Annotated in this window: 16 protein-coding genes; 11 read left to right on the top strand and 5 right to left on the bottom strand. The window is 59.5% G+C overall.

All coding sequences use genetic code 11. The annotated features are described in order from the left end of the window. A partial coding sequence (locus BN32_RS28260; protein WP_156946975.1) for an NAD(P)(+) transhydrogenase (Re/Si-specific) subunit beta occupies positions 1 to 104 on the top strand: 104 nt, incomplete at its 5' end. A 68-nt stretch (positions 105 to 172) separates the two neighbouring features. Here BN32_RS28260 and BN32_RS20665 read toward each other — a convergent pair. The 3 genes from BN32_RS20665 to BN32_RS20655 are packed head-to-tail and all read right to left on the bottom strand — an operon-like array spanning position 173 to position 4,780. Beyond that, positions 173 to 2,719: a branched-chain amino acid ABC transporter ATP-binding protein/permease gene (locus BN32_RS20665; RefSeq protein ID WP_019196102.1), complete on the bottom strand. Its 2,547-nt coding sequence runs from the start codon at positions 2,717 to 2,719 to the stop codon at positions 173 to 175. Continuing rightward, positions 2,716 to 3,591: a branched-chain amino acid ABC transporter permease gene (locus tag BN32_RS20660; protein ID WP_040427122.1), complete on the bottom strand. Its 876-nt coding sequence runs from the start codon at positions 3,589 to 3,591 to the stop codon at positions 2,716 to 2,718. Before BN32_RS20660 ends, BN32_RS20665 begins: the two co-directional genes overlap by 4 nt. 37 nt (positions 3,592 to 3,628) lie before the next feature. Next, positions 3,629 to 4,780 (bottom strand): ABC transporter substrate-binding protein, encoded by a 1,152-nt coding sequence (locus BN32_RS20655; RefSeq protein WP_019196104.1) that lies wholly within the window; start codon positions 4,778 to 4,780, stop codon positions 3,629 to 3,631. A gap of 218 nt (positions 4,781 to 4,998) precedes the next feature. On the opposite strand from BN32_RS20655, the gene BN32_RS20650 reads away from it, so the two are divergent. The 10 genes from BN32_RS20650 to ggt all read left to right on the top strand — a co-directional run bounded on the left by BN32_RS20650 (position 4,999) and on the right by ggt (position 17,182). Beyond that, a complete protein-coding gene (locus tag BN32_RS20650) occupies positions 4,999 to 6,018 on the top strand; it encodes a polysaccharide deacetylase family protein (protein ID WP_019196105.1) in 1,020 nt (339 codons plus the stop codon). 52 nt (positions 6,019 to 6,070) lie between these two features. Then, positions 6,071 to 7,297 (top strand): amidohydrolase family protein, encoded by a 1,227-nt coding sequence (locus tag BN32_RS20645; RefSeq protein ID WP_019196106.1) that lies wholly within the window; start codon positions 6,071 to 6,073, stop codon positions 7,295 to 7,297. 174 nt (positions 7,298 to 7,471) lie between these two features. After that, a complete protein-coding gene (locus tag BN32_RS20640; protein WP_019196107.1) occupies positions 7,472 to 8,221 on the top strand; it encodes a TetR/AcrR family transcriptional regulator in 750 nt (249 codons plus the stop codon). 226 nt (positions 8,222 to 8,447) lie between these two features. Continuing rightward, positions 8,448 to 9,356 carry an oxamate carbamoyltransferase subunit AllH family protein gene (locus tag BN32_RS20635; RefSeq protein ID WP_244438222.1) on the top strand — a complete coding sequence of 303 codons (909 nt, stop codon included), beginning with the start codon at positions 8,448 to 8,450 and terminating at the stop codon, positions 9,354 to 9,356. 216 nt (positions 9,357 to 9,572) lie between these two features. Beyond that, positions 9,573 to 11,165 carry a gamma-glutamyltransferase family protein gene (locus BN32_RS20630; RefSeq protein WP_019196110.1) on the top strand — a complete coding sequence of 531 codons (1,593 nt, stop codon included), beginning with the start codon at positions 9,573 to 9,575 and terminating at the stop codon, positions 11,163 to 11,165. Between the two features lie 248 nt (positions 11,166 to 11,413). Then, complete coding sequence (locus BN32_RS20625; protein WP_019196111.1) at positions 11,414 to 11,611, top strand: hypothetical protein; 198 nt, start codon at positions 11,414 to 11,416, stop codon at positions 11,609 to 11,611. Positions 11,612 to 11,621: 10 nt separating this feature from the next. Next, the gene (locus BN32_RS20620) at positions 11,622 to 12,872 is read left to right on the top strand and encodes a YlbE family protein (protein WP_019196112.1); all 1,251 of its coding nucleotides are present in this window, start codon (positions 11,622 to 11,624) and stop codon (positions 12,870 to 12,872) included. After that, positions 12,869 to 14,401: an acyl-CoA synthetase FdrA gene (fdrA, locus tag BN32_RS20615; RefSeq protein ID WP_019196113.1), complete on the top strand. Its 1,533-nt coding sequence runs from the start codon at positions 12,869 to 12,871 to the stop codon at positions 14,399 to 14,401. Before BN32_RS20620 ends, fdrA begins: the two co-directional genes overlap by 4 nt. A 19-nt stretch (positions 14,402 to 14,420) precedes the next feature. Continuing rightward, positions 14,421 to 15,353: a carbamate kinase gene (gene arcC, locus BN32_RS20610; protein WP_244438221.1), complete on the top strand. Its 933-nt coding sequence runs from the start codon at positions 14,421 to 14,423 to the stop codon at positions 15,351 to 15,353. 128 nt (positions 15,354 to 15,481) lie between these two features. Continuing rightward, positions 15,482 to 17,182 carry a gamma-glutamyltransferase gene (gene ggt, locus BN32_RS20605; RefSeq protein WP_051488554.1) on the top strand — a complete coding sequence of 567 codons (1,701 nt, stop codon included), beginning with the start codon at positions 15,482 to 15,484 and terminating at the stop codon, positions 17,180 to 17,182. Here the strand turns inward: ggt and BN32_RS28255 are convergent. Then, the gene (locus tag BN32_RS28255) at positions 17,133 to 17,414 is read right to left on the bottom strand and encodes a 2-deoxy-5-keto-D-gluconate 6-phosphate aldolase domain-containing protein (protein ID WP_430641969.1); all 282 of its coding nucleotides are present in this window, start codon (positions 17,412 to 17,414) and stop codon (positions 17,133 to 17,135) included. The two genes, ggt and BN32_RS28255, sit on opposite strands and share 50 nt — an antisense overlap. After that, the gene (locus BN32_RS28250; RefSeq protein WP_162161326.1) at positions 17,372 to 17,638 is read right to left on the bottom strand and encodes a 2-deoxy-5-keto-D-gluconate 6-phosphate aldolase domain-containing protein; all 267 of its coding nucleotides are present in this window, start codon (positions 17,636 to 17,638) and stop codon (positions 17,372 to 17,374) included. The genes BN32_RS28255 and BN32_RS28250 overlap by 43 nt, the downstream gene beginning before the upstream one ends. Positions 17,639 to 17,668: the final 30 nt, after the last annotated feature.

The following is a 17,668-nucleotide window of genomic DNA, read 5'->3' as shown; positions in this document are numbered from 1 at the left end:
CGGGCTATGCCGGCGTCGACAACCCGCTGTTCTATCGCGACAACACCATGATGCTGCTCGGCGACGCCAAGAAAATGACCGAAAACATCGTCAAGGCGATGTAGGCAAACGCCGCCTTTGAAACTCTGCGAGAGTGCGGCGTCGGCTGGATGTCAGCCGACGCCGGTGTGTGCTACGATGCCGCCATAGTGGTTTGGGGTTCGGCCTTTGACTGGACCTCTCCTCCCAGATAGCTGGCTTCGAGAGATGGATCCTCTGCGATAATTCCGGCGGATCCACTCTTTACAATGGCGCCTGTCTCAAGGAGATAGGCTCTGTCGGCCACTGCGAGAGCGTGCCCGGCCATTTGATCGACGACAATGAGCGTCATGCCTTCGACGCGAAGTCTTTCGAACGATGCAAAGAGTTCATCGACAACGAGAGGCGCCAGCCCGAGCGAAGGTTCGTCCAGCATCAGCACTTTTGGTGAAGTCAGCAGGCCGCGCGCAACTGCAAGCATTTGCTGCTCGCCGCCGGAGAGAAGACCAGCCCGATGATCGATGCGCTGGTTGAGGCGTGGAAAGCGCGTCAGCATGGCTTCGACCTCGGCGTCCAGATCGATGCCGGCGCGAGCATAGGCCCCGAGCTGCAGGTTTTGCCGAACGGTAAGTTCGGGAAATACCTGCCGACCCTCCGGCACCAGCACGACACCGATACGAGCCCGTGCATGTGCGGGCAAACTATCGATCCGTTTGCCGGAAAGCTGGATCTCACCCATCGCACGCGGCGGCTCAAGGCCGGCGATCGAACGCATCAGCGTCGTTTTACCTGCGCCGTTCGCACCGAGAACGGCTATGGCCTCGCCGTTCGCGACAACGACGTCAATGCCTTCGAGCGCTTGCGAAAGACCGTAGAAAGCATCCAGCTTCTTGATCTCGAGCATCGTCTCTTGCCTGGTCTGGCGGGCGGGGCGGTGGCGTTGTTCGCTCGCCGCGGCGTCGCCAAGATAAGCCTTCCGAACCAAAGGATCGTTCCGGATCGCGGCTGGTTCACCGATGGCGATGCGCTTGCCGCCGTCGAGCACAACGATATGGTCGCTGAGTGACATAATCATCGGCATGTCGTGTTCGACAATGATGACGGCGACGCCGAGGTCTGCGATGCGGCGCAATAGTGTCGCCAGGCGTTGCTTGTCACCTTTCGACAAGCCAGCAGCGGGCTCGTCCAGAAGCAAAACCTTCGGTCGCAAAGCCAATGCGCGCGCGATCTCGACCAGACGCTTCTCGCCATGCGGCAAGGACTCGGCCGGTCGATCAAGATCGCCATCGACGCCTGCGAACCGCAGCAGCGATCGCGCGAAACGCTCCGTATCAGGGTTACGCAGGGGCGAGACGATGCCGCCTAGCTTGCCTGCCGTTTCTGCCAAAAGCGTGTTTTCGATAATGGTGAGAGAGCCGAACAGTTGCGTGGTCTGGAATGTCCGGGCCACGCCGACGCGGGCGAGAGCGTGCGACGGCAGGCCGGTCAGGTCGCGATCCCCGAGCTTCACGGTGCCTGAACTGGGACGATAGAACCCGCAGAGCAGATTGAGAGCGCTTGTCTTGCCTGCGCCGTTGGGGCCGATGACGCTCGTCACATGACCGGGTTTCGCGGTGAACGAAACGTTCTGCACCGCGCGGACGCCACCGAACGAGATCGACAGATCGGTCACGTCGAGCGGAGGAACGTTGTTGCCTTTGACACGGAGCCCGGCGTCCGCTTCATCGATTGCGCCTATGCCCTCAGTCGCGGTTTGCGGCTTTGATGCGGGGATGAGTTGTGCTGTGAGCTGTGCGATCAAGCCCGCAACCCCGTTCGGGGCCACGCGCAGCACGGCGAACAGCAGAAGCCCGAAGGCGAGCAAACGATACTCCGCCAGATCAGACAAAAGTTCTGGCAGCAGCACGATGAGGAGTGCACCGATCACCGGGCCGAGGGCCGATCCGGCCCCACCGATCATGACGCCGAAAAGTAACAGGATCGATTGCAGGAAGGGAAACGAACTCGGGCTGATATACCCCTGAAGCGGAGCGAACAAAGCTCCCGCCAGCGCCATGGCCGCGGCGGAAATGACAAAAGCCATGGTCCGCACGCGAACGAGATCGATGCCGATTGAGCGTGTCGCAACCTCGGAGTCGCGTGCGGCGCGCATCGCGTAACCCCAACCGCTGCGCTTCAGCCGATCAAACAGGATAATGCCGGCGAAAACCAGGATGACGCTGGTGATCGCGAGACCGCGCTCCGATAACGGCACACCAAAAACAGTCGGCGGAGCGGTCAGGACGAGACCGTTGCCACCGCCGGTGAGATCGCGCCATTCGACGGTACCATGCTCGACGATGAAGCCGAACGCAATGGTGACCATGGCGAGATACGGTCCCCTGACGCGAAGCGCGGGCATCGCGAGAAGGCCGCCAATGATGCTGACAAGAACGATCCCTGCACCGGTGGCCGCCAGATAGGGCCAGCCGGCCCTTTCCATCAGAAGCACCGTCGTATAGGCGCCGATCGCCATGAAGCCGATATGACCCAGCGAGATTTGCCCTGCCAGTCCGAGCAGAACATTCAGGCCGATGCAGGCAATCGCCGTCAGCGAAATGGTGGCGATAAGAAATACAGCGTAGCTATCAGCGATCGCGGTATAGCCAACGGCGATCGCCAGCACAGCACCGGCAGCGAGAAGGGTTGTGCGGGAAGTCATACCTTTTTAACTCCAGCGCGGCCGAGCAGCCCGTGGGGCAGAACGACAAGAATGACGATGACGGAAGCAAAAGTGATGATCTGGGTGTAGACCGAGCCGAGATAGCTGGTGGCGAACACCTCAATGAGACCGAGGCAAAGCCCGGCGAGCATCACGCCCCATGCGCTGCCAAGGCCTCCAATGATAGCGGCGGCGAATGCCTTGATGCCGAACAGCGTCCCCATGTCCGAGGAGACGTTGAACAACGGTGCGATCAGGAGCGCTGCGACCCCGGCGAGAACTGCTGACACCGCGTAGCTCCCAGCGATGGCACGGCTGACATCAATGCCCATCAGGCGTGCTGCATTTGGATTTTGCACAACGGCCAGCATGGCGACGCCGTGTCGCGTACGGCGGGTGAAAAGGTGAAGACCCGTCGCCAGAAGGAGACCGACCACAGGTATCAGCAGCTGAAGCGGGTAGACGCCGGCCCCGTCGACGATCTGGATCGGGTTCACCGCGAGGATCGAAGGAAAGCCGCGAGGTTCCTTGCCGAACACAAACAGCATCAGGTTATCGACGATGATGCCGACGGCAACGGTGGCCATCAGCCAGTTATCCGATCCACGTTGCACGAAGGGACGTACGGCATAGCGCTCGATGATGAGGCCATACAGGGCGCAGATCGCAAGGACAGCCGGAATGCCAAGAGCGCCAGGCCACCCCCACAGAACAAGAAAGAAGTATCCGGCCACGGCTCCCAGGGTCATGGAGCTTCCCTGGGAGAAATTTACCGTGCCGGATACTGCGTAAGTAACGTGAAAGCCAAGCGCGAGCAGCCCGTACATGCTGCCGAGTGCTAGTCCTGTGATGATCGCAGGAAGAATTGACATGTGCGAGCCTGTGTTGGTTATCAGCTAACGAGCCGGTTTACTTTTTCACGAACGGCAGGATGCGGTTGTCCTCGAACCGGGTCCAGATGTAGTCATTCTCCGTGAGGGCATCGTGCTTTGCCTGCGTGAAGGGCTTCTCGTAGGTCTTGATCAGGCCATCGACGCGGTCGATGGCATAGAAGCCATCACGGATCGCCGTCGGATCGGTCTTGCCGGCTTTCTGAATTGCGCTCGCGATCATCAGGACGGTGTCATAGGCATTCGCAACGCCGACAGCCGGAGTGACATCGGCCGGTCCCTTGATGTCGGGATACTTCGCCTGCAATGCGGCCATGACCTTTTTGCCCGCCGGCGAGAGGTCGCCGAAGAAGCTGTAGGTCTGCACGAAGATCACGTTCTTGGCGTTAGGACCTGCAAGCTCGGTGAAACGGCCGCCGGCGGGACCCCAGTGGGAGACGATCGGCGGTGCCCAGCCCATACGGTCAAGTGACTTCACCACCTGTGAAGCCGGACCGACGTTGCCAACCAGGAAGAGCGTGTCAGCTCCGGCCTGCTTCAGTCGTGACAGCTGCGGCACGACATCGACGTCGTTGCCTTCGAACTTTTCGATCCCGGCGGGTTCGGTACCGGCCGCCTTCATCGCCGCCTTGAGGCCATGTTCGTTCGACTCGCCCCATGGATTGTTGACGAGAATCAGACCGGGTTTTTTGGTGTCGTAGGTCTTTCGCGCGAATTGAACGATAGCCTTGTCGACTTCATCGTCCATGGCCGAGACGCGAAACACATAGTTCGAGCTGGCGCCATTCTGGGTGATGGCAGTGCCCGCAGCCCACGGCACTACGAAAGGCATCTTGGCGTTATTGACGAACGGTACAATCGCGAGGGCGACCGGAGTGTCGAGACCGCCAATTAGCGCGGCAACCTTCTCGCGCTGGATCAGTTCGCGCGCGGCTATCAGGCCTTTGGCCGGATTGCTTTCGTCGTCGCGGCGGACCAGTTCGAGTGGCCGGCCAAGGACGCCGCCCTTGGCATTGATCTCTTCGATGGCAATGGTGGCCCCGCGGGTCAACGCCTCGCCAGCTCGGGCCGATTGCCCCGAGAGGGCAGTGACAAGCCCGATCTTGATCGGGTCCGCGGCAGACGCGGCGGATGAAAACAGCAACGCTGTGGAGAAAGCTGCACCGGCCATGTTTCTGAACATGGACGTGCGGCAAAGAAAACGACTCGACAACTTTAAAACGTGCTTCATTCTGGTAGCCTCCCGCTAAGGGCGACGCTCTCGGCATCGAGAACAATCTCGCCAGCTTTTCCGTCGGCTCATCTGCTGCGAGCTTGACGGAAGTAAAAACTTTCTTCAACTATAGTTGGAATGTCAAGCGCACATCATCTGGTTGAAGGAGTTTTTGGATGGGCGAGAAACCCGCCACGCAGATAAACGCGTCGAATACACTGGGCGGCATCGTAAGGTCCGCGCCCGTCGCTGAAGGCTTCCGGCAGGATGTCGGTGACGTATCGAGGGCGTCCGGGCAAACTCTCGAAGTTCCTTCTCACGGGCGTTATGGTTATAGCGCCATCGTCAGCCGCCCCGATTTCAGTTGGCCCGAAGGCAAGCGCCTCGCGGTTTATGTCGGCCTGAATCTTGAGCATTTCGCCTTCGGGAATGGCTTGGGCGCGGAACTTTGCCCCGGCGGACCGCAGCCGGATGTCCTGAACTATGCATGGCGCGACTACGGTAACCGGGTCGGTGTCTGGCGATTGATCGACCTGTTCGATGAACTGTCGCTTCCCGTGTCAGTGCTCGCGAACAGCAGCATTTATACCTATTGTCCGGAAGTGATGGATGCCTTTCGGGCGCGGGGAGCTGAAGTGGTCGGTCATGGACGGACGAATTCAGAACGGCAGGGCATATTGCCGCAAGCACAGGAGCAGCGGCTGATCGAGGAGTGCACCGAGGTCATTGCGCGTGCCGAAGGGCGTCCTCCGTCCGGGTGGCTCGGACCCTGGATTTCGCAGTCCGCGATGACCCCGGATCTGTTGGCCGAGGCTGGCTACAGCTACCTGCTCGACTGGTGTATGGACGATCAGCCGGTCTGGTTTTCGACCCGAAATGGCGGGCGCATTCTTTCAGTGCCGTATCCGCAGGAACTGAACGATATTCCCTCTATTGTCGGACGAAAAGATTCCGGCGAGCAGTTCGCGACGATGATCGTCGATACCTTCGAGGAAATGCTGATGCAGTCGGCGAAGCAATCCCTTGTTATGGGCATTGCACTGCATCCGTACCTCGTGGGACAGCCTCACCGTCTGCGGCCGCTGCGGCGCGCGCTGCAGACCATCGTTGCGAAGCGCAGCGACATCTGGATCACTACGGCTGGAGGCGTCGCGGACTATTGCCGCGCGTTGCCGGAAGGGATCATTCCGTCTTGAAGCAGCGCTAAGCTGAAGATGCATGCGCCTAGTCACATTATGGGGACTTCAATTGACTAAAATCGACACCCTGTTTCGAAATGCACGACTGTCCGATGGACGCGTCGTAGATATTGCCGTCAAGAATGGCCGCATCGCTACGATCTCTGCCGATTCTCCCGGTTCGTTGCCGGCGCGAGAAACATTTGATCTCAACCGTCGCCTTGTTCTGCCGGGACTGGTCGATGGGCACGTTCACCTCGACAAAGGCTTCATCGGCGACGAGTGGAAGCCCCATCGACCTTGCACTGCGGGCTTCAACGTCCGCGAAAGGGTTGAATTCGAAAAGCAGGCGCTTGCCAAGGCGAAGCCGATTCCCGTGCGAGCCGCTGGTCTGATCGAGCTTTGCGTCACGCAGGGAACGACCCACATGCGCAGCCACGTCGATATCGATCCTGGGATCGGGTTACGGAATCTCGAGCAGGTAGTGGCGGTTCGCGATGCGCATCGCGACAGGGTGTCGATCCAGATCGTTGCTTTTCCTCAGAGCGGGATCGTGACTGCGCCCGGTACGCGCGAGTTGCTCGAAGAGGCCATTCGCAATGGTGCAGACCTTGTCGGAGGCCTTGATCCAGCAGGCTATGATGGCGACATCGCAGGACATCTCAATGCGATTTTCGATATCGCAGGACGTCATGATGTCGGGATCGACATACACCTGCATGACGGCGATCTGCTCGGTGTCTTCGAAATCGAGGAGATCGCGCGGCGCACGAAAGCGCTTGGACTTGGTGGCAAGGTGACGATCAGCCATGCCTACGCGCTCGGTCAGGTCTCGCGTGATACTGCGCAGCGGGCAGCAAATCAGCTGGCAGAGGCGGGGGTGTCTATTCTGACGAACGCGCCCGGAGCCCACGCCTTTCCGCCGGTGCTGCTGCTCCATGACGCGGGCGTCAATGTGTTCGCAGGCAACGACAATATTCGGGATTCCTGGTGGCCTTACGGCGATGGCGATCTGCTGGAACGGGCAATGATCGTGGGGTATCGCTCTGGCTTCAATACGGATGCGGAACTCGCGCTTACCTTCGATATGGTGACGTCGAGCGCGGCGAAGGCGCTCAATATCGAGAATTATGGCCTTGTTGAAGGCGGGGCGGCCGATTTCCTTGTGCTCGATGCGCAGCACATCCAGGAAGCGGTCATTGCCCGGCCGAAACCGCGCGACGTCTACAAGGCGGGCCGTCTGATTGCCAGCAACGGAGCGATGATTGCCCAAAACACAGGGGCTAATGCAGCATAGCCGACGGTGTGGTGTGGAGGTTGCGTACCGCCATTTGATTGCGATCGGGCCGGTGTGGTAGCTAGCTGTCAACGCCGCCCGTAAAACGAGGCTTTAGAGGTCGAATGCCCCCCGGGAACGGCAGCTCATGCTAAAGTCGCCAGATGCTCTCAAAGGCGTTGACCAGGTGCACGGATGAACGAGACGTCAGCAAAGAAACGTTCGGTACGAAAGAAGGCAGAGGGTAAGCGCAAGCGGGATTCTGCCCTCACCAAGGAATCGATCCTGCAGGCGGCCACCTTTGAGTTTTGCCGGAATGGTCTTGGGGGCGCGCGCGTCGATGCGATTGCCGCGCGCGCGAAGGCGAATATGCGTTTGCTGTATCATTACTTCGGAGACAAGAACGGACTTTACTTGGCTGCTCTGGAGCACGTCTACACGGAGATCCGGGCCGCTGAACAGCAGCTTAATCTTGACAGCCTTGATCCTGCGACAGCTCTGCAAGAGCTCATCGACTTTACGTTCACGTTTTTTCAGAATCACCAAGACTACATCGCCATGATAAACACGGAGAATCTGCAGCGCGGGAAGTATCTCCGTAAATCCCGCAAAATCGCAGCGCTCACCATGCCACTTGTCTCCAACATCGAGAACATTCTGCGTCGCGGGGCGGCGGCCGGTATTTTCCGCAGTGGAATCGACCCGATCCAGCTCTATGTGACGATTACCGCATTCAGCTATTTCCATGTGTCGAACCGGCACACGCTGTCGCTGATGTTCGACAAGGATCTGAGTGATCAGCAATGGCTCGCTGATCGCCGCATGCACACTCATGACGTCATCGCGACATGGGTGACGGTCCCCGGTGCGTTGCACAGGGACGGCAGAAAGGTGGCTTCACCGAAGCTCTCGCCTGTGCGGGGCAAGGCGTCCGACCTCGTTTAATCATTCACTTTACGCGCATAGCGATCCCAAACATAGCTTCTCCATGACATGGCGGCAGTTTTCGCCACAGATTTGTCATTTGACAACGATAAGTAAGAGAATTATTACTTCATCGAATGCGATGTCTCCTTGCCGGCTTGCGGCGCGGAATCTCGGTATGATGAATACGGATCGAATGCGGACGTCGGAGCGCGCCCTAACACCCGGGCGGGCCGGAGTTCGCCGAGTGCCGGCCATCAGTGAGCTAGGCTTGCTTGCGGAGAAAGCTCTTCGGGTTGAGAGCATCGGCCAGGTCGCCGCTGTTTTCGATCGCTCCTTTTATGTGGCGCTCGGCAGCCAGTGGATTTGTGTTGGCCTTTCACATCTTGGCTCTGGTCCGCTGCACGCTTTATGCGAGCGCCGGCCACTTTGTTGGCCAGCTGTCGGTGCTTCTGCTGCAGTGACTGACTCGATCCTCGTTATCGACAACAAGCCGTTCGCCACATTCGATGACGCCTCCATCTGGAAGCCGGAATTGGCGCGGGATTGGACGTATGCCGGTTTGCGGCGCGGGCTCGGCGCCGTTGACCAATTCTGGCGCGCGGATATCGACGGGGAGGGGTTGTCGGCAGCGGGTTGCGAACGACCTCCCACGAAACTTACGCCACTTCTCGCTGCCGCGGCGGCGGGAATTGCCGCCCTCGATCGTATCATCACAAATGCGCTCGATGAACGTAGCCCGTCGCCTGCGGACCGCGCGGAGCTTGTAAAACTGATCGGCCTTGGTCCCGGTCTCACACCGTCCGGCGATGATCTGATTGGAGGCGCGCTTATCGCGCTGGCGATGCTCGATCGATTGGATGTACGGGATCTCATCTGGCACGTCTGTCACGAGCATCTTGATCGCACCAACAGCATTAGCCAGATACATTTGCGAACGGCGGCGCTGGGCTATGGAGCCGCCGCAATGCATGCTGCAGTCCACGCGACTATTGCAGGTGAGGTTGGTCGCGTTGAACAGGCGCTGATTGATGTATCGGCGATCGGTCACAGCTCTGGCCGGGATGGCTTTGCAGGTGTCTTGATTGTGCTGCGAGCGGTCGAGCGGAACCTTACTAGCAAGAAAGTGCGAACTTCAATTTCCACCCGGAGCTAACGCAAGCGATCTGCTGCGGTTTTCTCCGAACTTGACTGCTCCGGGCCTCGTGCTCGGAGCAGTTCTTCTTTGTAGGGCGGCTTTGATATTTCGGCGGCGAAATGTCTTCAACGTCGCAGAAATGCCTCCGTTGGTTTGGACGGGGTTCGAGCATCAAACGCCCTTGACGCTACATAAGTAAAAACATTATTACTTGTTTTTACCCGGAGCGTTCCGATGCTGCAGACGAAAAGAAGCTATCGAGGCATGGTCACCGCGCCGCATCATCTTGCGGCGCAGGCTGGTCTTTCGGTTCTGTCCGACGGCGGCAATGCGATTGAAGCGATGATTGCCTCTGCCGCGGCAATCGCTGTCGTATATCCGCACATGAACGGCCTTGGCGGAGACAGCTTTTGGCTGATCGGCAAGCCGGGATCGGCGCCAATCGGAATTCAGGCGTGCGGACGCTCCGCGATGGCTGCCGACCGCAACTGGTACCGCGAGCGCGGGTGCGCCGCCATTCCCGGCCGCGGTCCGTTGTCGGCGCTGACGGTTGCAGGCACCATTGACGGTTGGGAGAAGGCGCAAAATCTCAGCCGCCGGCAACACGGCGGCCGATTGCCGATGTCAAGGCTTCTGCAGGACGCAATTCGTTACGCGTGGGAAGGGGTGCCTGTTCCGCAAACCCTTCACGAAAACACAAGGAAGAAGCGCCCCGAGTTGCAAGACGTGCCGGGCTTTGCTGATGTCTATTTGCCGAACGGCGCTCCGCTGGCTGTCGGTTCAAAGCTCCGGCAACCACGCGTAGCGGATACGCTTGCGCGCCTCTCGCAAGCGGGATTGTCCGATTTCTATCGCGGCGACCTTGCGCGATCGATGGCCGCGGATTTGGAGAAGGCCGGTAGCCCGCTTCGTCTGGCCGATCTCGAACGTCATCAGGCAACCCTGGTGACTCCATTGTCGCTTAATGTGGCGGGTCACAAGGTCTTCAACATGCCGCCGCCGACACAGGGTCTGGCATCGCTGCTGATCCTCGGACTCTACGCGCGAAGTATCGCTAATGAGGCCGACGGCATCGACCATCTGCACCGGCTGGTCGAATGCACGAAGGCCGCGTTCCGTGTCCGCAACCGGCATGTGACGGATCCTCAATATATGGAGCGCGCCGCGGCTGATTTCCTGACGGAAGAATCGCTCGCCGCTCTCGATAAAACCGTCGCCACCGAACGTGCTGCTCCGTGGCCTGATCCTTCCAAGCACGGCGACACGGTATGGCTTGCCGCAACCGACCGTAGTGGCCTGAGCGTCAGCTTCATTCAAAGTATTTATTGGGAGTTCGGTTCAGGTGTCATTCTTCCGCAAACCGGTGTCACCTGGCAAAATCGCGGAACAAGTTTCAGCCTCGCCGAGAACGAACAGAACCGGCTCGAGCCGTCGCGGTTCCCGTTCCACACGATCCAGCCGGCGATGGCGGAGCTGAGCGATGGTCGCCTGATGTCCTATGGCACGATGGGCGGAGAGGGGCAGCCGCAAACGCAGGCCGCGATCTTCTCGCGTTACGCGCTGCACGGTCAGGACCTGCAGTCGACAGTCACGGCTCCGCGCTGGCTGCTCGGTCGAACATGGGGCGAGGAAAACAACAATCTGAAGATCGAATCTCGTTTCGATTCAGGAACGATCGACGCGATGCGCAGCCTCGGACACGACATTCAGGTGGTGGGAGCGTTCGAGGAGTTCATGGGGCACGCGGGTGCAATCGTGTGGCACCCGGATGGCCTGATGGAGGGTGCAAGCGACCCCCGCAGCGATGGTGTGGTGGCTGCAAGGTAAGTTGCGATTCGCAGCGAGGGGTCCTCGGGGAATCTCAGTCGGTGATTCTGACCGCGCGAGGCCCGCGACCTTGCCTCTGCGGAGGGAGTCCGTCGATAAGCGCCGTGCGGTGTTTGCTTCTTCTTCTTCTTTTTCCGCTGCTTCATTTTGCGCGTGATTTTTTCGGGTGGTGCCCAATGGATCAGCATCCGCAATTGACAAAGTAAAAACTTTCTTACTAATCTCGACCTATCGAAAGAGAGTAAAGGATGACGTTGGTGGCACTCGAAAAAAATACGCCGTACCAGGCCCTCCTGACGAGCGACGTGAAGGTCGTGAACGTCGGACTTGAGGGCTTCGTGAAGGATCTGCGCGACTGCGATATCGAGGTCGTTCATGTCGATTGGTCGCCACCGGCTGGCGGTGATCCTGAGATGGCATCTCTGCTTGCCAAACTCGGCGTATGAGGAGGCATCCATGAAATTGATCGAGGAAGCAAACAAGCAGGCCGTGGCACGCATTCTGGAAGGCGAGCCCAAGCTGATCGACATCGTCCCGGCGCGGGACGTCCTCAAGGGTTTGAAGGAGAGGATGGTCCTTCATGCCGGGCCGCCGATCACGTGGGACAAGATGTGCGGTCCGATGCGTGGCGCGGTCGCCGGCGCGATCGTTTTCGAAGGGTGGGCGTCCGATCTCGATGCTGCCACTGAACTGGCGGCCAGCGGCGGCATTGAATTCCATCCCAATCATCATTTTGGCGCGGTCGGTCCAATGACCGGCATGACCACGGTGTCGATGCCTCTTTTCGTCGTCGAGAACACCCGGTTCTCCAATCGCGCCTATTGCGCGATCAACGAAGGGCTCGGGAAGGTGATGAGGTTCGGCGGAAATGACGCCAGTGTACTCGCCCGTCTTGCCTGGCTGCGTGACGTGTTTGGTCCGGTGCTCGCCAAGGCCATCCGGGCACGCGGCGGCATCGAGTTGAAGTCGATCATCGCACGCGGCCTCTCGATGGGCGACGAAATGCATCAGCGCAATCTCGCCTGTTCAAGCGTGTTTCTCAGAGAAGTCGGGCCATCGATGGCGCGCACATCGACCGATAACGCGGTGCTCGCCGATTGCATCGCCTTCATTGCACAGAACGATCAGTTCTTCCTCAACATCGCGATGGCGATGGGCAAGGCGATGACCGATCCGGCGAAAGGCATTCGCGGTTCGACGGTCGTCACTGCCATGTGTCGCAACGGCACCGACTTCGGCGTGCGAGTTAGCGGTCTCGGCGATCAGTGGTTCACCGCGCCGGTCGAAATGCCCGAGGGGCTCTATTTCGCAGGCTACTCCGAGAAGGACGCCAATCCAGACATGGGCGACTCCGCCATTGTCGAGACCATCGGCCTCGGTGGGTTCGCCATGGCGGCGTCGCCTGCAGTTGCAGGATTCATCGGCGCCGGCGCGCCGTCTTCAGCGGGAAACTTCACCCGGGCCATGGGCGAAATCACCGTCGGACAAAATCCGGAATGGACGATCGCTGCGCTTGATTTCGCCGGTGTTCCCACCGGCATCGACGTGCGGCTCGTGGTCGAAACCGGGCTGGCGCCGATCATCAACACAGGTATCGCGCATCGCGAACCTGGAATCGGGCAGGTGGGTGCCGGCGTGGTGAAGGCTCCCATGGCCTGCTTCCAGCAAGCTGTCCGAGCCATTGCGAAAGATCTGGGGGTATCATGAACGCGTTCGTTTTGAATGAGATTCGAAAGGGTTTCTATCTGGATTCCGTCGCGCTGATGCGTCTGTCGCGTGAGATCGCGGCGGCACCCGGCATTCTCGAAGCCGCGCTGATGATGGGAACGCCGTCCAATGTGGCCATCATGCGCAACGCTGGACTTCTTGACGGCGATGTCGCTGCGCAAGGCAACGATCTTATCCTCGCGGTCAGGGCCGAGAGCGAGCAGGCCGCGCGGGCCGCGCTTGGCGACGCGCTCAAGGCGCTCGACAAGCCGAAGACTCAGAGTTCGGGAGAGGCTGCTTGGCGTCCGCGCAGTATCGGTGCGGCGGTCAAGGCCGCGCCTGACGCTAATCTGGCGTTGATATCCGTCCCTGGCGAATTCGCCGCGGCGGAAGCACGCAAGGCGCTCAACCGCGGACTTCACGTGCTGATGTTCAGTGATAACGTCTCGATCGCAGACGAACTGTCGCTCAAGCAGCATGCGCGTGAGTTGGGTCTGCTGATGATGGGGCCGGACTGCGGGACCGCCGTCATCGGCGGCGCGCCCTTGGCATTCGCCAACAAGCTGAAGCGCGGCAAGATCGGAATCATCGGCGCATCCGGGACCGGGACGCAGGAAGTATCGTGTCTCATCTCCGAAGCGGGCGAGGGCATCTCGCATGCGATTGGCGTTGGCGGCCGCGACCTGAAAAAGGAAATCGGCGGGATTACCACGTTGATGGCCATGGACGCGCTGGATGCCGATCCTGAGACGGATCGCGTCGTGCTAATCTCCAAGCCGCCGCATCCAGATGTCGCGAAGGTTGTAATCGCGCGCATCGCTAAGAGTCCGAAGTCCTACACGGTATGTTTCATCGGCGCAGCTTCGGCTGATTTGCCGCCGAATGCGCGGTTCGCCCGCACGCTCAAGGATGCGGCAGAACTCGCGCTCGGAGGACGGGCCATCGGTGGAAATTTCAACGTCATGAAACTGGCCACGCGCTTGCCTAGACGTAGAGGTGAGCGCCGGATCGAGGGGTTGTTTGCCGGTGGAACACTCTGCGCCGAAGCGCAGGTGATCCTTGGGGCTGGTGGCCGCAAGGTGTCGTCGAACGCGGCGATCCCCAATGTTCCTTATCTCGATGCGCCGGAAAGCGCGGGCCGAGATCGGATCATCGATCTTGGTGCCGACGAATATACCCAAGGCCGACCGCATCCCATGATCGATCCGTCGGTACGCGACGATGCCTTGCGGGCAGCGTTGATCGATCCCGAGGTTGGGGTCATTCTTGTTGATCTCGTGATTGGCTACGGTGCGCACGCCGACCCAGCCGGGCATGTGGCGGAGATCGTGGCGGATCGCGCTGACAATGCGCCCATTATTGTCGCCTCGGTGACCGGCACCGAACTCGACCGGCAGGTACGGTCTGCGCAGGTTCGGCGTCTGGAAGAAGCAGGCGTGATGGTTGCGCCGTCGAACGCACAGGCTTGCGAACTCGTCCTCGCCATTGCCACCAGCGACATCAAGGTGAATCGTTATGCGAACACTTAATGAGGTTCCGCGCCGTCTCGTGATCGCTATCGGCGGCAACGCGGTTCACCCGGAAGACATCAGTGGTACATCCGACGAACAAAAATCCGTCGCGCGGCAGACCGCGGAGGCGCTGCTGCCGCTTGCCCAGATTGATAACGAACTGGTGATCACCCACGGCAATGGACCCGTGGTCGGTAAGATCATGATGCGTCAGATGCTGACCATGAGTCGCATCCCGCCGATGTCGATGGACATCTGCGTGGCGCACAGTCAGGGCGGCATCGGTTATCTCCTGATGCAGGCAATCGAGAATGCACTAAGGGAAATTGGCAATCAGCGCCACGTTGCGAGTCTTCTGACTCAGGTTGAAGTTGATGCCGATGATCCTGCCTTTCGCAATCCGACTAAATTTGTCGGACCGTTCTTTTCGGAAGAGGAGGCCAAGAATATCAGCAAAGAGCTCAACTGGGCGATGCGAGAGGATTCGGGGCGCGGTTGGCGTCATGTTGTTCCGTCGCCGAAGCCAAAGCACGTCTGTGATATCTCGCTGGTCGATGCACTGGTCAAGCGCGGCACGATCGTGATTGCCGGCGGCGGTGGCGGGATGCCGGTAATCCGTGATGCGAAGGGCGTGCGTACGGGCGTGCCTGCTGTCATCGACAAGGATTTGACGTCAGCACATATCGCCAACGTACTTGATATCGATGAGTTGCTGATACTCACGGCAGTGCCGCGTGTTGCCGTCAACTTCGGCAAACCAGACCAGAAGGAACTTACAGAGGTGACGCTCGACGAAATAAAGGCCTATCACCGAGAGGGACATTTTCCCCCAGGAAGCATGGGGCCGAAGGTCGATGCGGCGATTCGCTTCCTAGAGGGGGGCGGCAAGCGCGCGATCATCAGTCATCTCGATCATGCCATGCCGGCGCTTCGCGGCGAAACTGGAACGCATATCGTACAGAGCGCATGACCAGATTCATGTCGTAAGTCGTGCATGTGGTCAACCTCGGGAGCGAGAAAAGCAGTTCAACCGCATTTGGATATCAATGATCGCGCTGACGATCTCGCCATGTCGACAATAGAGGGAGCGGAACACCAATGACCAGCAGGTTTGTGGAAACGGGCAGGAGCGGTTTCTCGCGCAGAGAACTGCTTGTGACATCAGCCTTTGCTGCCGTGGCGGCTGCGATACCAGGTCCGGTTCGGGCGCTATCCAACACCGGTGCTCTCGCACAATCCACAAAAGGCATGGTCACGAGTCCCCACGATCTCGCGACCCAGGCTGGCCTGGAGGTGTTGCGCAAAGGTGGGAACGCCATTGAGGCGGCCATCGCTATCGGCGCCACACTGTGTGTGACCTATCCGCATTTTACTGGTCTTGGCGGCGACGCCTTCATGATCATGAGTGATCGCAAGGGCAACATTCGGACCTTGTCCGGAATCGGGCAAGCCGCTGCAAATCCTCCGAACTATAGCGGCAGCGTCCCCGTACGAGGTCCCGGGTCTACGCTGACCGCTGCCGCCACAGTCGATACCTGGGATCAAGCTTTCGATTTCAGCCGCAAGTCCTGGGGCGGGAAGCTGAGTTGGGCTTCGCTGTTCGAGCGCCCGATCGAATACGCGAGTAAGGGATTTCCCGTCACGCCTTCGCAGCGGTTCTGGCAGGACTTTCGAGCAAAGGATCTGAAGGATTGGCCAGATGTTCAACGCATCTTCATGCCTGCAGGACGGATGCCGGAAACTGGCGAAACGCTTGTGCAGCCCGAACTTGCCAGGTCGCTGGAAATGCTGGCGGCGAACGGTGGGCGTGATTTCTACGAAGGAAAACTTGCCGAACGCATTGCTACGGGGCTGAAGAAAATTGGTTCGCCGCTCACAGCGGATGATCTGGCGCGTTGTCGCGCCCGTGACGAAGCGCCGCTGCGTGTCGGCTATCGCGGCGGGGAGCTTATTGGCCTGCGGCCGCCCACGCAGGGCATTACCACCCTTGAGATCATGGGTATCCTCGATCGCTTCGAACTTGCAAAGTATCCGGAGGGGAGCGCGGACTATTATCACTTGCTGGTCGAAGCCGTGAAATATGCGTTCATTGACCGCAATCGTTATATCGCCGATCCCGAGTTCACCGACGTTCCGGTCAATCAGCTGCTCTCAAACGCTGGTCTTGACGCGCACGCCAAGGCCATCAGGATGGAGAAGGCGTTGCCTTGGCCGCACGTCTTCAAGAAGGGCGACACGGTTTACATCGCCGCGACCGATCAGAACGGCAATTGCGTCAGCATGCTTCAGACTGTCTATTTCGACTGGGGTAGCGGGATGATCGCGGGCGACACTGGGATTCTGTGGCACAACCGCGGGGCCTCGTTCAATCTCGATCCTGCGAGTCCCAACTGTCTCAAGCCGGGCAAGCGTCCGTTCCATACGCTTAATCCGGGAATGTATCTCAAGCAGGGACGACCCCACCTTCTTTATGGAACGCAGGGTGCGGACGGGCAGCCGCAGACGCTTGCGGCGGTACTCACAAGACTTATCGACTACGACATGGATCCGCTCACGGCGCTTTCACGGCCGCGCTTTCTGCTCGGGAAGACGTTCTCCGATTCACGCGACAGCCTGAAGCTTGAGAAAGACGCCGGTGAAGAGGTGTTCAAGCAACTCGCGGAACGTGGCCACGAAATGAGTCCGATTCCAGCTCAAAGCCCCCTTGCCGGGCATCCGGGCGCGATCCGAATCAACGCCGATGGAAGCATTACCGGTGCGCACGATCCGCGGAGTGACGGGCGAGCGCTCGGTGTGTAGTTGGTTGCCGTACCAACGTCGTATCTGGCCATAACTGCCGGATGCGTCGGAAACTCTCGGCGATCATCGAAGTTGCTTCGGTAGTTCGGCGGGCCACCGAAGAGCCAATGCGGTTGCGGTCGCTCTCAAACGAAAGCGGGCGGCTTCCTGGCTCTTCCTCTGGCCGGCCGATCCAGATGTTGCTTCCCGTCAGTTGGTCCAGAGTGTCGCGTCCGAACTTCTCGTCGACAATGATGCCAAAATTTCAAATTCCCTGCTGAGCGTAACGGCCGCGTCAGCGATCAAGACTTTGAATGCCGCGATCAGACTGGTTCCGGTCCGCGCGGCAAGCTCTTCGAACTGATGTCGATGATCAAACGCGAGCGCAAACACCGGGCGGTTGGGATGCCGACCGGTAGTAACGCGATGCAGATGGGCGAGGCGAGTGTCCTTGTGAACCTTCCATCTCGGTGGCACGTTCGAGGAAGTCGTTAAGCTCGGTCCTCG

This window comes from Afipia birgiae 34632 (genome assembly GCF_000308295.2).
GTDB lineage: Bacteria > Pseudomonadota > Alphaproteobacteria > Rhizobiales > Xanthobacteraceae > Afipia > Afipia birgiae.
Note: the sequence above shows the minus strand (reverse complement) of the source record. Positions and strands in the feature narration are given on the sequence as shown.

What these genes read in the sequence shown, in the direction of transcription:
- BN32_RS20630 (WP_019196110.1), top strand. Translation starts at nt 9,573, where the DNA reads ATGCTGCAGACGAAAAGAAGCTATCGAGGCATGGTCACCGCGCCGCAT.
- BN32_RS20665 (WP_019196102.1), bottom strand. Translation starts at nt 2,719, where the DNA reads ATGACTTCCCGCACAACCCTTCTCGCTGCCGGTGCTGTGCTGGCGATC.
- BN32_RS20640 (WP_019196107.1), top strand. Translation starts at nt 7,472, where the DNA reads ATGAACGAGACGTCAGCAAAGAAACGTTCGGTACGAAAGAAGGCAGAG.
- ggt (WP_051488554.1), top strand. Translation starts at nt 15,482, where the DNA reads ATGACCAGCAGGTTTGTGGAAACGGGCAGGAGCGGTTTCTCGCGCAGA.
- BN32_RS20620 (WP_019196112.1), top strand. Translation starts at nt 11,622, where the DNA reads ATGAAATTGATCGAGGAAGCAAACAAGCAGGCCGTGGCACGCATTCTG.
- BN32_RS20650 (WP_019196105.1), top strand. Translation starts at nt 4,999, where the DNA reads ATGGGCGAGAAACCCGCCACGCAGATAAACGCGTCGAATACACTGGGC.
- fdrA (WP_019196113.1), top strand. Translation starts at nt 12,869, where the DNA reads ATGAACGCGTTCGTTTTGAATGAGATTCGAAAGGGTTTCTATCTGGAT.
- BN32_RS20655 (WP_019196104.1), bottom strand. Translation starts at nt 4,780, where the DNA reads ATGGCCGGTGCAGCTTTCTCCACAGCGTTGCTGTTTTCATCCGCCGCG.
- BN32_RS20625 (WP_019196111.1), top strand. Translation starts at nt 11,414, where the DNA reads ATGACGTTGGTGGCACTCGAAAAAAATACGCCGTACCAGGCCCTCCTG.
- BN32_RS20660 (WP_040427122.1), bottom strand. Translation starts at nt 3,591, where the DNA reads ATGTCAATTCTTCCTGCGATCATCACAGGACTAGCACTCGGCAGCATG.